12 protein-coding genes are annotated in these 14,514 nt (G+C 72.2%); 7 read left to right on the top strand and 5 right to left on the bottom strand.

Annotated features, from left to right (window positions below; translation table 11 throughout):
* The first annotated feature begins 42 nt into the window (after positions 1-42).
* Positions 43-288 carry a hypothetical protein gene (locus tag A37W_RS0109590; RefSeq protein ID WP_018302816.1) on the top strand — a complete coding sequence of 82 codons (246 nt, stop codon included), beginning with the start codon at positions 43-45 and terminating at the stop codon, positions 286-288.
* A 260-nt stretch (positions 289-548) separates the two neighbouring features.
* Here A37W_RS0109590 and trpS read toward each other — a convergent pair whose 3' ends face one another.
* Positions 549-1,568 (bottom strand): tryptophan--tRNA ligase, encoded by a 1,020-nt coding sequence (trpS, locus tag A37W_RS0109585; protein ID WP_018302815.1) that lies wholly within the window; start codon positions 1,566-1,568, stop codon positions 549-551.
* Between the two features lie 72 nt (positions 1,569-1,640).
* Between trpS and A37W_RS0109580 the strand changes: the two genes are divergently transcribed.
* Positions 1,641-2,321: a rhomboid family intramembrane serine protease gene (locus A37W_RS0109580; RefSeq protein ID WP_018302814.1), complete on the top strand. Its 681-nt coding sequence runs from the start codon at positions 1,641-1,643 to the stop codon at positions 2,319-2,321.
* A gap of 465 nt (positions 2,322-2,786) precedes the next feature.
* On the opposite strand, the gene murJ is transcribed toward A37W_RS0109580, so the two are convergent.
* On the bottom strand, positions 2,787-4,373 hold the full coding sequence (gene murJ / locus A37W_RS0109575) for a murein biosynthesis integral membrane protein MurJ (protein ID WP_018302813.1): 1,587 nt from the start codon (positions 4,371-4,373) through the stop codon (positions 2,787-2,789).
* A gap of 87 nt (positions 4,374-4,460) precedes the next feature.
* Between murJ and A37W_RS0109570 the strand changes: the two genes are divergently transcribed.
* Positions 4,461-5,384, top strand: coding sequence for an endonuclease/exonuclease/phosphatase family protein (locus A37W_RS0109570; RefSeq protein WP_018302812.1), 924 nt, complete (start codon positions 4,461-4,463; stop codon positions 5,382-5,384).
* A 133-nt stretch (positions 5,385-5,517) separates the two neighbouring features.
* On the opposite strand, the gene A37W_RS0109565 is transcribed toward A37W_RS0109570, so the two are convergent.
* Both A37W_RS0109565 and A37W_RS0109560 read right to left on the bottom strand, forming a co-directional pair.
* Positions 5,518-8,355 carry a [protein-PII] uridylyltransferase gene (locus A37W_RS0109565; protein WP_018302811.1) on the bottom strand — a complete coding sequence of 946 codons (2,838 nt, stop codon included), beginning with the start codon at positions 8,353-8,355 and terminating at the stop codon, positions 5,518-5,520.
* A complete protein-coding gene (locus A37W_RS0109560) occupies positions 8,315-9,490 on the bottom strand; it encodes a penicillin-binding protein activator (protein WP_018302810.1) in 1,176 nt (391 codons plus the stop codon). Before A37W_RS0109560 ends, A37W_RS0109565 begins: the two co-directional genes overlap by 41 nt.
* A gap of 95 nt (positions 9,491-9,585) precedes the next feature.
* Between A37W_RS0109560 and rsmI the strand changes: the two genes are divergently transcribed.
* From rsmI to A37W_RS0109540, 4 genes are all read left to right on the top strand, one after another.
* Positions 9,586-10,458 carry a 16S rRNA (cytidine(1402)-2'-O)-methyltransferase gene (rsmI, locus tag A37W_RS0109555; protein ID WP_018302809.1) on the top strand — a complete coding sequence of 291 codons (873 nt, stop codon included), beginning with the start codon at positions 9,586-9,588 and terminating at the stop codon, positions 10,456-10,458.
* A gap of 55 nt (positions 10,459-10,513) precedes the next feature.
* Complete coding sequence (locus tag A37W_RS0109550; protein ID WP_018302808.1) at positions 10,514-10,951, top strand: YraN family protein; 438 nt, start codon at positions 10,514-10,516, stop codon at positions 10,949-10,951.
* Positions 10,952-11,092: 141 nt separating this feature from the next.
* Positions 11,093-12,034, top strand: a complete 942-nt coding sequence (gene gshB, locus A37W_RS0109545) for a glutathione synthase (protein WP_018302806.1) — start codon at positions 11,093-11,095, stop codon at positions 12,032-12,034.
* The gene (locus tag A37W_RS0109540; RefSeq protein ID WP_018302805.1) at positions 12,031-12,954 is read left to right on the top strand and encodes an alpha/beta hydrolase; all 924 of its coding nucleotides are present in this window, start codon (positions 12,031-12,033) and stop codon (positions 12,952-12,954) included. The genes gshB and A37W_RS0109540 overlap by 4 nt, the downstream gene beginning before the upstream one ends.
* On the opposite strand, the gene A37W_RS0109535 is transcribed toward A37W_RS0109540, so the two are convergent.
* On the bottom strand, positions 12,924-14,438 hold the full coding sequence (locus A37W_RS0109535) for a YifB family Mg chelatase-like AAA ATPase (protein ID WP_018302804.1): 1,515 nt from the start codon (positions 14,436-14,438) through the stop codon (positions 12,924-12,926). The genes A37W_RS0109540 and A37W_RS0109535 overlap by 31 nt on opposite strands.
* Positions 14,439-14,514: the final 76 nt, after the last annotated feature.

The raw sequence follows: 14,514 nt of genomic DNA, 5'->3' as shown, positions 1-14,514 counted from the left end.
GGCTGCGCTAGAGTGATCGCGAACAGATCAGCGGAGCCGCCCATGACCGATCCCGCCACCGCCGCCACGCTCGAGGGGCGACTCCTCGCCCAGCGCAAGGTCCTCGCCCGGATCGTGGCCGAGCTGAAGAGCCCGGCGCTCGACGCGTACCTCGCCGACCGGGACCATTTCGAGGGCTACGACGAGGATCCGGGGGCGGTGCCGGACGACGGATTTTCGATCGAGGGGGCGATCTCGGACGAGCTGCGGCTTATCCGGGAGCTGGCCGAGGCGATGCGGGCGCGCTGAGGGCGGCGCTCCTGCCTTCGGGCCGGGCCCCGCGCACGCGGGCCTGAAGCCCGGCTCGGGCGGTGGGCCCGCCCCCCACGCGGGTCGGCGCGGGAGGCGGGAAGGGAACATCGGCAGGGACGGCCGATGGGACAGCGCCGCCCGGGGTGCGGGCGACGACCGGGCGGCCGCAGAGAGGCCGGGCCGGCAGGCGCGGGGACAGCGCCCGGCCCCGTTATCCGGCGAGTCGGTAAAGGATTCGTGACGGTCCGAGCAGAACCTCAGCCGCGCACCAGCCCCACGATCTCGTAGGTCTTCGCCAGGATCGGCGCCGCGACCTGCCGCGCCCGCTCGGCCCCGCGGGCGAGCGTGCGGTCGATCTCGGCCGGGTCATCCAGCAGCCGCCGCATCTCGTCCGAGATCGGCCCCAGCCGCGCGACGGCGAGGTCGGCGAGGGCCGGCTTGAAGGCTCCCCAGCCCGCGCCCTCGTGCTCGGCCAGCACCGCCTCGGCGCTGGTGCCCGACAGGGCGGCGTAGATCTCGACGAGGTTGCGGGCCTCGGGCCGGTCCGCCAGCTCCTTCACCTTTCCGGGGATCGGGGCGGGATCGGTCCGCGCCTTCCTGAACTTCTTCGCGATGGTGTCGGCGTCGTCCAGCATGTTGATCCGCTCCATGTCGGACTCGCCGGACTTGGACATCTTCTTGGTCCCGTCCCGCAGGTTCATCACCCGCATCGCCGGCCCCTCGATCACCGGCTCGGTGAGGGGGAAGAAGTCGGTCCTGTAGTCGTGGTTGAACTTGGCCGCGATGTCGCGGGTCAGCTCCACATGCTGCTTCTGGTCCTCGCCGACGGGGACGTGGGTCGCGTGATAGAGCAGGATGTCGGCCGCCATCAGCGCCGGGTAGGCGTAGAGGCCGAGGCTGACCGCTTCGGCGTTCTTCCCCGCCTTCTCCTTGAACTGGGTCATCCGGTTCATCCAGCCGACCCGCGCGACGCAGTTGAAGATCCAGGCCAGCTCGGCATGGCCCGACACGGCGGCCTGATTGAACAGGATGGATTTCTCGGGGTCGATGCCGCTGGCGATGTAGCCGGCCGCGACCTCGCGCGTGGCCTGCGTCAGCTCGGCCGGGTCCTGCCAGACGGTGATCGCGTGCAGGTCGACGACGCAGTAGATCGTCTCGAACTCCCCGTCCGCCATCTCGACGAAGCGCTTGATCGCGCCGAGGTAGTTGCCCAGCGTCAGGCCGCCGGACGGCTTGATGCCGGAAAAGACACGGGGGGCGAACGTCGGCTCGGTCATGGGGGCAGCTCGCTGGTCAACGGGGCCGGCCTCGCTTACCGAGGGGCGGTCAGGGCGTCAACCGGAGGTCCCATGCAGGAGGAGAGCCCGTTCGGCGCGGTGCCCCCGCTCGTCGTGGCGCTTACGATCGTCGCGGCGCTGGTCGAGGCGATCCTCGCCCTCGGCGCCGAGGGGCTGGTCGGCGGACCGGCGGCCGTGGGCTGGCGCTCGCAGGCGGTGGCCGACTGGGGCGTCTCGCCCCTGGTGTTCGAGCAGGTGGCCTATCGCGGCGACTGGTCCTTCGACCTCGTCCGCCGGTTCGTGACCTACGCCTTCATCCAGGGCGGCGTCACGCCGGCCCTGTTCGGGATCGCGCTGCTGCTCGCGCTCGGCAAGTTCGTGGGCGAGATCTTCCACCCCGTCGCTCTGGCGATCCTGCTGCTGCTGTGCACCGTCATGGGGGCCGTGGCGTTCTGCGCGATCTTCTCGGGGCCGATCGCCCTGATCGGACTGTTCCCGGCGGTCTACGGGCTGATCGGCGCATTCACGTACCTGCTGTGGCTCAAGCTGGGGGGACTGGGGCAGAACCGGCTGACGGCCTTCCGCCTCATCGGGGTGCTGATGGCGTTCCAGCTGGCCTTCTCGCTGCTGTTCGGCGCCAGCCCGGTCTGGGTGGCCGAGGTGGCGGGCTTCGTCACCGGCTTCGCGTCGTCGGTCCTGCTGGCGCCCGGCGGGTGGAGCGGGTTCGTGGAGCGGATGCGGGCGCGGGGGTAGGCAGACCAGCCTCACCGTCCCTCACGCCCCGCCCCGGCCTTGAGCCGGGGCCCCGCGGGAGAAGTGCTCCGGCGCGTCGAGGTCCCGGGTCAGGCCCGGGACGGGTATTCCGGAAGCTTACGGCCCACTTCTCGCCTCTCCGGACCTCCCCGCCCGGAATCAGCCGCGTCAGCGGCCCGGGCAGCGTATGGCCGCCCCCCGGCCGGGTCAGGTCCGGGACGGGTTGAGCCTGGCCGGCCGCAATCTCTTTAACCTTCCCCTCCGGACCTCACCCGCCCGGAATCAGCCGCGCAAGCGGCCCGGGCAGCGTCTGGCCGCCCCCCGGCCAGACGCTTCCTCGCGGCAGGCGCGACATTTCAGGATCGTCCGGGCAAACTTAGATAAACCGCGATCCGGAGACGTCGGAGCGTCTGCCCGCGGCCAGCCGCCGCCCTCCCTTGGCGCAAAGCCTGCAAGGCCGACGACCTACCGCCGCATCGCCCGCCGGAACTCCGCCAGCCGGAACGCGCCGAACAGCTGCCCGAACGCGAAGTAGATCACGATCCCCGCCGCCACGAGCAGCGCCAGCGCCCAGCCGCGCGAGCCGGGCGTCATCAGGAACGGCGTCAGCGTGGCCGACAGCGCCCACAGGATCCCGCCCATCGCCACGCTCGCCAGCACGATCCGCCAGATCCGCCGCCGGAACCGGTCGTCCAGCCGCGCCGCCTCGCCCATGCCGCGGGCGCCGATGCGCAGCGTCACCACCATCGCCCAGCCGGCCAGCGTCGTGCCCAGCGCCGCGGCGATGTAGCCGATCACCGGCGCCAGCCCGACCGCGACGGCCGCGTTCACCACCAGCGCGACGAGCGCGTAGTAGAAGGGCCGCCGCGTGTCCTCGCGCGCGTAGAACAGGGGCTGGTAGCACTTCTGCAGCACGAAAGCCGGCAGGCCGAGGCCGTAGACCGCCACCGCGAAGGCCGTCGCCGCCGCGTCGTCGCTGTCGAACGCGCCCCGCTCGAACAGGACCGACACCAGCGGCAGCGGCACGACGAGCAGCGCGATCGTGGCGGGGATGGTGAGCGCCAGCGAGAACTCCGCCGCGCGGCTGAACGCGTCGCGCCCGCCGATCGTGTCGCCGGCGCGCAGGCGTCGCGACAGGTCGGGCAGCAGCACCACGCCGACCGCGATGCCGATGACGCCGAGCGGCAGCTGGTACAGCCGGTCGGCGTAGCTGAGCCAGGCGACCGCGCCCTCGAAATGGCTCGCCACCTGCCGCCCGATCAGCAGGTTGATCTGCACCACCCCGCCCGCCAGCATCGCCGGCAGCGCGATGATCGCGAGCCGCCGCAGGTCGGGCGTCAGCCGCGGCCGCAGCGCCCGCATCGAGAAGCCGGCCCGGTGCGCCGCCCACCAGACCAGCAGCAGCTGCGCCGCCCCCGCGATCGGCACCGAGGCCGCGAGCGTGTCGCCGACCCGCAGGCCGAGGAGGTTGTCGATCCCGGTCCCGAGCGACTCCTCCATCGGCCGGCCGAACAGCCAGCCGACCACCATCGCGACGATGAAGACGACGTTCAGCAGGACCGGCGCCGCCGCCGCCGCGACGAACCGCCCCGTCGCGTTGAGGACCCCCGACAGCAGCGCGGCGAGCGAGATGAAGAGGATGTAGGGAAACGCGATGCGCCCGTATTCCACCGCCAGCGTGAACCGCTCGTCGCCCACGAAGCCGGACGCCATCAGCCAGACCAGCGCCGGCATCGCGACGATGCCGAGGATGGTGAAGGTCGTCAGCAGCACGGTCATCCCGACGAACGCCTCGCGCGCGAAGCGCTCCGGCTCGTCCCCCGCCTCCAGCTTCTTGGCGAACATCGGCACGAAGGCCATGTTGAAGGCACCTTCGGCGAAGAAGCGGCGGAACATGTTGGGCAGCGAGAACGCGATCAGGAACGCCTCGGCGATCGGCCCGGTGCCGAGGAAGGCGGCGATGAGGATGTCGCGGGCGAAGCCGAGCACGCGGCTGGCCAGCGTCCAGACCCCCACGGTCAGGAAGCCCTGGACGAGACGGATCGGTTTCATGCGGGCGGGACTGCCTCGGGCGACTGCTCTGGCGGCCTACCTACCCGCTCGCGCCGGTCAGGGGAAGCGGACGGGACGGACGCGGACGTGAGGGCGGTGCGCTGGATCCTGCGCGGCCTCCTCGCGCTCGTCGCGATGCTCGCGCTCGTCGCCTGCGCGTTGCAGGTGGCGCTGGGCGGGGACGAGGGCGTGCCGCCTCGCTCGGAGGGCGCTCTCAGGGTGGCGACGCTGAACGTGCATTACATCCGCCTGCGTGCGGACGAGGGCCCCTGGTCGGTCGGCGACTGGGAGGTGCGGCGGGGTCCGCTCGACCTCGCCTTCAAGGCGCTGGATGCCGACCTCGTGGCGTTCCAGGAGATGGAGAGCTTCGGCGGCGGCGAGGGGACGGACGTGAACCTCGCCCTCGACTGGCTTCTGGAGCGGAACCCCGGCTACGCCGCCGCCGCGGTGGGCGACCCGCGGGAGTTCCCCTCGACCCAGCCGATCCTCTACCGCCGGGACGCGCTGGAGGTCGAGGCACAGGGCTGGTTCTTCTTCTCCGACACGCCGGACGTGATCTATTCCCGCACCTTCGACGGCTCCTGGCCCGCCTTCGCCTCGTGGGCGCGGTTCACGCCAGAGGACGGAGCGGCCTTCACGGTGATGAACGTGCATTTCGAGTATCGCAGCGGATCGAACCGGATGCTGTCCGCCGCGCTGGTGGCCGAGCGGATCGCGCCTATGCAGGCCGAGGGGCCGGTGATCCTGCTCGGCGACCTGAACGCACTGCACGGATCGCGCACGATGGCGGTGCTGGAGGGCGCCGGCCTGACCTTCGCGGACGTGTCGGGCGCGACCTACCATTTTGACCGGGGGATCAACCTCTTCGGCGCGATCGACCATGTCGGCGTGAGCGACGGGGTGGAGGTGGTGGGGGAGCCGGTCGTGGTGCGCCGCCGGTTCGACGGGGAGTGGCCGACGGATCATTACCCGGTGGTCGCGGACCTGAGGTTGCCCCTGCCGGGTGGGTGAAACCCACCCGGCACGTTCGCCATGGTGGGTTTCGCCCACCCTACGCGTCGGCCCGCCGCGCCAGCGGGCCGGACCCGCTCAGGCCGTGGCCTGTCGACCCCGGCTGCGGGACCGCTCCGTCCCGAGGAGCGCCCTACCCCTGCGCCCGCGCCCGTTCGGCGCCCTTGAAGATCGCCTCGCGCAGCTTCTTCTCCAGCGCCTTCTGCCGGCTCTCGGCGTGGAATTTCAGGCCGAACATGTCCTTGACGTAGAAGGTGTCGACGACCTGCTCGCCGTAGGTCGCGATCACCGCGCTGGAGATGTTCACGTTGTTTGCCGCCAGCGTCCGCGTCAGGTCGTAGAGCAGACCGGGCCGGTCCCGCGTGTCGACCTCGATCACGGTGTAGATGTCGGACGCGTCGTTGTCGAAGGCGACCGAGGTGGCGACGGCGAAGGCCCGCTCGCGCTTCTTGATCCGGTCGCGGTCCTTCAGCGCGTCGCGGGCGACCACCTCGCCGGCGAGCGTGCGCTTGATCATCGAGCGCAGGCGCGGCAGGCGGGCCTCCTCGAACGGATGGCCTTCGGCATCCTGGATCCAGAAGATCGCAGTCGCGTAGCCGTCCTTCGTCGTGTAGGTCCGCGCGTCCACGATGTTGGCGCCGACCAGCGCCAGCGCGCCGGTCATCCGGCTGAAGAGACCGGGATGGTCGGCCATCGCGAAGGCGGCGCGAGTGGCGTCGCGGTCGGGGTCGAGCTTGAGGTCGATCCGCACCTCGTCGTCGCGGATGCCGCGCAGCAGGCCGGCGAATATCGCGTGGGCGTCCACGCCGAGGCCCTGCCAGTACGGGCCGTAATGCCGGCCCGTCTCGACGCGCAGCTCCTTGGGATCCCAGCCCGCCAGCGCCTCGCGCAGCGCCCGCTTCGCCTCGGCCTCGCGCGCCTCGCGGTTGAGGTCCTCCAGGCCCGTCGCCAGCGCCTGCTCGGTCGCGCGGTACAGGCCGCGCAGCAGCATGGCCTTCCAGTTGTTCCACGTGCCCGGCCCGACGCCGCGGATGTCGCAGACGGTGAGGACGGTCAGCAGGTCCAGCCGCTCCTTCGACTTCACCGCCTTGGCGAAGTCCTTCACGGTGCGCGGGTCCGAGATGTCGCGCTTCTGCGCCATGTCCGACATCAGCAGGTGATAGCGGACCAGCCACTCGGCGGTCTCCGCCTCCTTCTTCGTGAGGCCGAGGCGGGGGCCGACGGTCCGCGCGATGCGCGCGCCGAGGACGCTGTGATCCTCGTCCCGGCCCTTGCCGATGTCGTGCAGCAGCACCGCGGCGTACAGGACCTTGCGGTTCACGCCCTCCTCGAGGATGCGGCTGGCGATGGGCAGCTCCTCGGCCAGCTCGCCCTTCTCGATCCGCGCGAGGGTGGAGATGCACTGGATGGTGTGTTCGTCCACCGTGTAGTGATGGTACATGTTGTATTGCACCATCGCGACGATGGGCGCGAACTCCGGGATGAAGGCGGCGAGGACGCCCAGTTCGTTCATCCGCCGCAGCGCCCTCTCGGGGTTGCCGTGCTTCAGCAGCAGATCGAGGAACAGTCGGTTCGCCTGCGGGTCCTCGCGCATGCCGCGGTCGATCTGGTCGAGGTTCGCGGCCAGCAGGCGCATCGCGTCGGGATGGAGGAGCGTGCCGGTGCGCAGCCCTTCCTCGAAGATCCGCAGCATGTTCAGCTTGTCGGAGAGGAACGCGGTCTCGTCCGCGACGGTCAGGCGGTTCTGCTTGATCGCGTAGGGCGGCTTGGCCTTCTTGCGGCGCGACAGCAGGCGCTGCAGCATCGGCTCGGGCTTGAGGTGAGCCGCCTCCTGCGCGGTCAGGAAGATCCGCGTCAGCTCGCCCACGCGGGTGGCGTGGCGGAAGTAGTCCTGCATGAAATGCTCGACCGCGCGCCGTCCGCCATGGTCGCGGTAGCCCATCCGCTCGGCCACCTCGACCTGCAGGTCGAAGGCGAGCTGGTCCATCGCCCGCCCGGTCAGCAGGTGCAGGTGGCAGCGCACGGCCCACAGGAACGTCTCGGCGTCGCGGAAGGTCTGGTACTCGTCCGGCGAGAAGACGCCGCGGCCCACGAGCTCGCGCGCGGCGCGCACGTTGTAGACGTACTTGCCGATCCAGTAGAGAGACTGCAGGTCGCGCAGGCCGCCCTTGCCCTCCTTCACGTTCGGCTCGACGACGTAGCGCTGGCCGCCCTGCTTGCGGTGACGCTCGGTCCGCTCGTTCAGCTTGGCCTCGACGAAGTCGGAGGCGGTGGTGCGGAACAGCTCGGTCCAGAGACGGGCGCGCAGGGTGTCGGCGAGGGAGGCCTCGCCTGCGAGGAGCCGCATCTCGACGAGGGTGGTGCGGATGGTGAAGTCCTCGCGCGCGAGGCGCAGGCAGTCCTTCACGGTGCGGGTGGCGTGGCCGACCTTCAGCTTGAGGTCCCACAGGATGTAGAGCATCGACTCGACGATGCTCTCGGCCCAGGGGGTGACCTTGTAGGGCGTCAGGAACAGCAGGTCGACGTCGGAATACGGCGCCATCTCGCCCCGGCCGTAGCCGCCGACGGCGATGAGGGCGATCCTCTCGCCCTCGGTCGGGGTGGGGTTCGGGTGCAGCCGGTCGCGCACGACCCGCAGCGTCTCGCGCACCAGGCCGTCGGTGAGGAAGGCGTAGGCGCGGATCGTGCGGCGGGCGGCGAAGGGCTGCCTCCGGAAGGCATCGGCGATGACCTCGCGGCCGCGGGTTCGGGCGCGGGTCAGCACCTCCACCGCCGCCCGGCGGACCTCGATGGGCTGGTCGAGACCGTCGAGCGCCGCGTCCATTTCCGCGCGCACCGCCGCGGGGTCGAAGATCTCGACGCCCGGGCGGATCAGCGCCGCGTCGGGGACGGCGGTCGGGTCGGCGGGAGGCGGAGCGGTCGGCGCCGGCTCAGAAGCCGGCACCGCCGAAGCTGCGCGGGGCGGGGTCAAGGATCACCACCTGCTGGTTGCGGATCGTGGCCACCGCCATGCCGCGCTCGTTCGTGCCGTCGGGCAGCAGCCGGAAGATGCCCTGCGTGCCCTGGAAGCCCTGGCCCGTGGTCAGGTCGTTCCGGCCGAGGCCGCCGCCCCGCGAGACCAGCGCACCCACGGCGGCGATGCCGTCGTAGGCGAGCCCGGCCAGCGGATGCGGCTCGTCCCCGTAGGCCGCGGCATAGCGCTGCTCGAAGTTGCGCTGGGTCGCGGTGTCCGGAACGGCGAAGACGCCGCCCTGCAGTCCCGGCAGGGCAAGCCCCTGCGGCGCGGCATCCCACCGGGTGAGGCCCATGTAGCGGATGAGATCCGGGCCGAGACCCGCCTCGGGCAGGGCGGTGGCCAGGATCGGCAGGTCCGCGTTGATGCCGGCGGTCAGGAACAGCGCATCCGCGCCGGTGGCCCGCGCCTCGGTCGCGATCGGTTGCGCGGCGGCGAGGATGCCCTGCTGCGACAGCGGGTACGACTTCGTCCCGACGACGGCGCCGCCCGCACCCTGGACCGCGGCCGCGATCTCGGCCTGGCCGAGATTGCCCTGCAGGTCGTTCGAATGGGCGACGTAGTAGCTCGACAGCCCGTTGCGGAGGCCCCAGCGGGCAAGGCGGTTGGCGGTGTTGCGGAAGGTCGGGCCGAGGACGAAGACGTTGCCGCCGGCGATGGTCGGATTGTTCGAGAAGGCGAGCACGTTGATGCCGGTGCCCGCGACGGCGACGCCCGCGGCGTTCGCGCTTTCTGCGTAGAGCGGCCCGAGGATGATCTGCGCCCCCTCGTTCACCGCCTGCGCCGCGGCGCTCGCCGCCTGCTGCGGGTTGGCGCCGGTGGGGTAGGTGCGCAGGTCGATCTCCACGCCCTGGAGGTCGGCTGCCGCGAGGCGCGCCGCGTTCTCGAGGTTGCGGGCGAGGAAGTCGTCGGACGACTGGCCCGAGCCGGAGGGCAGGAGCATCGCCACGCGCACCGGCTCGCCGGGGTCGACGCGGGGGCCGCCGCCGGTCCCGGGTAGGCCCATCGGGGCGCAGGCGGTCAGCCACGCGGCGGAGAGGACCGCAACGAAGCGGGCCGCGACCTTGCGGCGGGTCGGGTTTTTCGCGAACATCGGCCGGGTCTCCTTGGCGCTGCGGCGGGTTGTGGCGTCGGCTTCTGGCGTCGGGCCGGACCACATCATAGGAGCGGCGGCACGGGGGTCCAGCGATGAATGACGCAGCGAGGCCCGTTTCCGCCGGGCTGCATTTCGTCGCCGTGCCCATCGGCAACGCCCGGGACATCACGCTGCGCGCCCTCGACGTGCTCGCCGGCGCCGACGTTCTCGCGGCCGAGGACACGCGGACGCTGCGGCGGCTGATGGAGATTCACGGCATCGCCCTGAACGGCCGCCGGATCGTCGCGTACCACGACCATTCCGGCGAGGCCGATCGCGCGCGGCTGCTGGACGAGCTGCGCGGCGGGCGGTCCGTCGCCTACGCGTCCGAGGCCGGCACGCCGCTTCTCGCCGATCCGGGCTACGCGCTCGGCCGCGCGGCGATCGCCGAAGGGCTGCCGGTGGTCGCGGTGCCCGGCGCCTCGGCGCTGCTGGCCGCGCTGGCGGTGGCGGGCCTGCCGACCGACACCTTCACCTTCGCCGGCTTCCTGCCGTCCGCGAGCGCCCAGCGCCGGGCGCGGCTGGCCGAGCTGTCGGCGGCGCCCGGCACGCTCGTCCTGTACGAGAGCCCCCGTCGGCTTGCCGCGGCGCTCGCGGATCTCGCCTCGGTCCTCGGCGGCGCCCGTCCGGCCGCGGTCGCGCGCGAGCTGACCAAGCGGTTCGAGGAGGTCCGGCGGGGCACGCTGGACGAGTTGGCGGCGGCGCTGGACGCCGAGGCGGTGAAGGGCGAGGTCGTGGTGCTGGTCGGCCCCCCGGCCGCCGGTGCCGCGGCGGCGGACGACGCGGCGGTCGAGGCGGCGCTGGCCGAGGCGCTGAAGACGATGCGGGTGAAGGACGCGGCGACGGCGGTCGCCGGCGCCCTCGGCCGGCCGCGACGCGACGTGTATCAGATCGCCCTGGCACTGGCGGCGGAGGGCGGGACTTAGGCGATTGTTAGGACGAATCGTACAAGTTGAAGCGGCTGATGCAGGGGACCGTACCATGCCGCTCGATCTGTTCGACTGGGCCGATGCCCTGCCCCCTCCTCCCGCCCCCGCCGCGCCTCTCGGCGGCGGGCGGTCCCGGCGGGGCGCCGCGAACCACCGCCGCGGCTCCGCGGCCGAGGATCAGGTGCTTGCGGCCTACGAACGGCGCGGCTGCAACCCGCTCGCCCGGCGCTGGCGCGGCCGCTCCGGCGAGGTCGATCTGGTGATCGGAGACGGCGAGACGGTCGTCTTCGTCGAGGTGAAGGCGGGGCGCGACGCGGCGGATGCGCTGGCGCGGATCCGCCCCCGGCAGGTCGCCCGCATCCACGGCGCGGCGGCCGAATTCATCGGCACGCTGCCCGGCGGCTCGCTGACCGAGACGCGCTTCGACGCTGCGCTTGTGGACCGCCACGGCGGGATCACGGTGATGCCGAACGCGCTGGGCCACCTCTAGCGCCGGCGGCGACACGGTCCGGACCGTAGCCGGTCCCGTCTGGGAAAACCGTCCCTTTTGAGCGCCGCGAGTTGCGCGGCCGGACCGGATCGGACAAGACGGGGACGCGCCGCCGCCCGGCGGTCCGACCACGAGGATCCGATGCCGCTCTCCGTCGCCATTCAGATGGACCCGATCGGGCCCATCAACATCGACGCCGATTCCACCTTCCGCCTCGCCGAGGAGGCACAGGCGCGGGGCCATTCGCTGTTCTACTACACGCCCGACCGGCTCGCCTTCCGCGAGGGGCGGGTGACCGGACGCGGTTGGCCGCTGACCGTCCGCCGCGTGAAGGGCGATCACTTCGAGACCGGACCCGAGGAAGAGCGCGACCTGTCGACGTTCGATGTCCTGTGGCTGCGCCAGGATCCGCCGTTCGACATGTCCTACATCACGACGACGCACCTCCTCGACCTCATCCACCCGCAGACGCTGGTGGTGAACGACCCGTTCTGGGTCCGCAACTACCCCGAGAAGCTGCTCGTCCTGCGCTTTCCCGACCTGACGCCGCCCACCGTCGTCGCCCGCGACCTGCGCACCCTGCGCGAGTTCCGCGACACCCACGGCGACATCATCCTCAAGCCGCTCTACGGCAACGGCGGCGCCGGCGTGTTCAAGCTGCACGCCGAGGACGGCAACCTCGCCTCGCTGTGGGAGATGTTCGCCCAGATCAGCCGCGAGCCGCTGATCGCGCAGAAGTTCCTGCCGGACGTCAGCAAGGGCGACAAGCGCGTCATCCTCGTCGACGGCGAGCCGGTGGGCGCGATCAACCGCGTGCCCCAGAAGGGCGAGACTCGGTCGAACATGCATGTCGGCGGCCGCGCCGAGAAGGCGACGCTCACCGACCGCGACCGCGAGATCTGCGCCGCGATCGGCCCCCTCCTGCGGGAGAAGGGGCAGATCTTCGTCGGCATCGACGTGATCGGCGACTGGCTGACCGAGATCAACGTGACCTCCCCCACCGGGATACAGGAGCTGGAGCGGTTCGACGGGACCAACGTCGCCGCGAGGATCTGGGAGGCGATCGAGGCGCGGCGCGGATGAGCCTGGCGCTGCGCCTTCTCAACCTCTGGCTCGCCCGGGTCGAGAAGCCGCTGCTGCGCCGCGCCGACCCGATGCGCCTGCGCGATTCGTTCGAGCGGATGGGGCGGACGCTGTTCCGCCCTCCGCGGGGCACCGTCTGCGACCGGGTGACGCTGGGCGGGGTGCGGGCGCTCCGCGTGACGGGTCCGGATGTCGATCCAGAGGCGGCAGGCCGCCTCCTCTACCTGCACGGCGGCGCCTTCGTCATGGGCTCGGCCCGGGCCTATGCCGGGATGGCCGCGCGCCTGTCCGCCGCGCTCGGCCTGCCGGCCATCGTCCCCGACTACCGGCTCGCGCCGGAGCACCCGTTCCCTGCCGCTCTTCAGGATGCGGGGAAGGTCTGGGCGGCGCTGTCGGCAGACGTCGGCGCCGGCCGCATCGTCCTGGGCGGCGACAGCGCGGGCGGCAACCTCGCCCTGTCGCTGCTGGGCCGGCTTGCGGACGAAGGCCTGCCCGGCCCCGCCGCGACCTTCGCCTTCTCGCCGCTCACCGATTTCCGTCCCGCCCGCCTCAGCGGCGCCGCCGGATCGCGCAGCGCCAACGAGGCGGTCGATCCGATGCTGCCGGTCTCGCGCCTGACCGAGGTGCGGCGGCTCTACCTCGCCGGGGCCGATCCGGCGGATCCGCGCGCGTCGCCGGTGCTCGGCCGCTACGGCGGCGCGGGGCCGGTCTGGCTGGCGGCGGGGACGACGGAGATCCTGCTGGACGACATGCGGGAGATGGCGGCGCGGCTGCGCGCGGACGGCGTCGCGGTCGAGACCCACCTCGTCGACGCCGCGCCGCACGTCTGGACCTTCTTCCCCGGCCTGCCCGAGAGCCGCGAGACGCTGGCCGCGCTCGCCAGGTGGGCTCAGGAGGTTGGCGCGGTGGACAGCCGGTAGGCCACCGCCTCGGCCACGTGGGGGCGGCGGACGTCGTCGCTGTCGTCGAGATCGGCGATGGTGCGGGCGACGCGGAGCACCCGGTGATAGCCGCGGGCGGTCAGGGCGAACCGCTCGGCCACCTTCGTCAGCAGCTCCCGCCCCTCGGGGTCCGGAGCCGCGATCCCCTCCAGCACCTGCCCCTCGGCGTCGGCGTTGGTCCGCAGACCCTCCCGGCCGTCGAACCGCGCCGCCTGCCGCGTCCGCGCCGCCGCGACCCGGGCGGCCACCTCGGCAGAGCCGTCGCCCGACGGCGGCAGGTCGAGGTCGCTGAAGGCGACCGGCGGCACCTCCAGCCGGATGTCGATCCGGTCCATCAGCGGCCCCGAGATCCGGCCGAGATAGTCCTCGCCGCACAGCGGCGCGCGGCCGCAGGCCTTGTCCGGCTCGGCCAGGTGGCCGCAGCGGCAGGGATTGGCGGCCGCGACCAGCAGGAACCGGCAGGGATAGCGGATGTGGGCGTTGGCGCGGGCGACCATGACCTCGCCGGTCTCGATCGGCTGGCGGAGGGTTTCCAGCACCGGGCGGGGAAACTCCGGCAGCTCGTCGAGGAAGAGGACGCCGTTATGGGCGAGGCTGATCTCGCCGGGCTTCGCCGCGCGGCCGCCGCCGACTATGGCGGGCATCGAGGCCGTGTGGTGCGGCTCGCGGAAGGGTCGCACGCGGCTGATCCCGCCCTCGTCCAGCAGCCCGGCAAGGGAGTGGATCATCGAGGTCTCCAGCGCCTCGATCGGGGTCAGCGGCGGCAGGATGCCGGGCAGGCGGGCGGCGAGCATCGACTTGCCCGACCCCGGGCTGCCGGTCATCAGCAGGTGATGCCGCCCCGCCGCCGCGATCTCCAGCGCGCGCTTGGCCCGCTCCTGCCCCTTCACGTCGCGGAGATCCCGCGCCGCGGGGGCGTCCGTGACCTCGCCCGGCACCGCCGGCTCCAGCACGTGGGCGCCGGTATAGTGGCGGATCACCTCGGCCAGCGAGGCGGGGGCGATCACCTTGGTCGCGTCCACCCACGCCGCCTCGGCGCCGCAGGCTCGGGGGCACAGGAGCATCCGCTCGTCCTCGGCCGCCGCCATCGCGGCCGGGAGCGCGCCGATGACGGGCATCAGGAGGCCGGTGAGGGAGAGCTCGCCCAGCGCCACGGTGCGCGCGACGTCGTCGTGGGGCAGCACCTCCAGCGCGGCGAGGAGGGCGAGCGCGATCGGCAGGTCGAAGTGGCTGCCTTCCTTGGGCATGTCGGCCGGCGAAAGGTTTACGGTGATGCGCTTGGAGGGGAGCGCGATGGAGAGCGCGTTCAGCGCCGCGCGCACGCGTTCGCGCGCCTCGCTGACGGCCTTGTCGGGCAGGCCGACGATGGCGAAGGCGGGCACGCCGGGCGAGATCGCGCACTGCACCTCGACCGGCCGCGCCTCGACGCCCTCGAACGCGACCGTGTAGGCCAGCGCCACCATGTCCCGCCCCTCTCCGAACGGGTCAGGGTTAACGCCTCAGCGGTTTAGGAATGGTTAACAGTGCAGGTGATGCCCG

It is taken from the genome of Wenxinia marina DSM 24838 (assembly GCF_000379485.1).
Lineage (GTDB): Bacteria > Pseudomonadota > Alphaproteobacteria > Rhodobacterales > Rhodobacteraceae > Wenxinia > Wenxinia marina.
The sequence above is the reverse complement of the archived record's forward strand: the minus strand, read 5'-3'. Positions and strand labels throughout refer to the sequence as shown.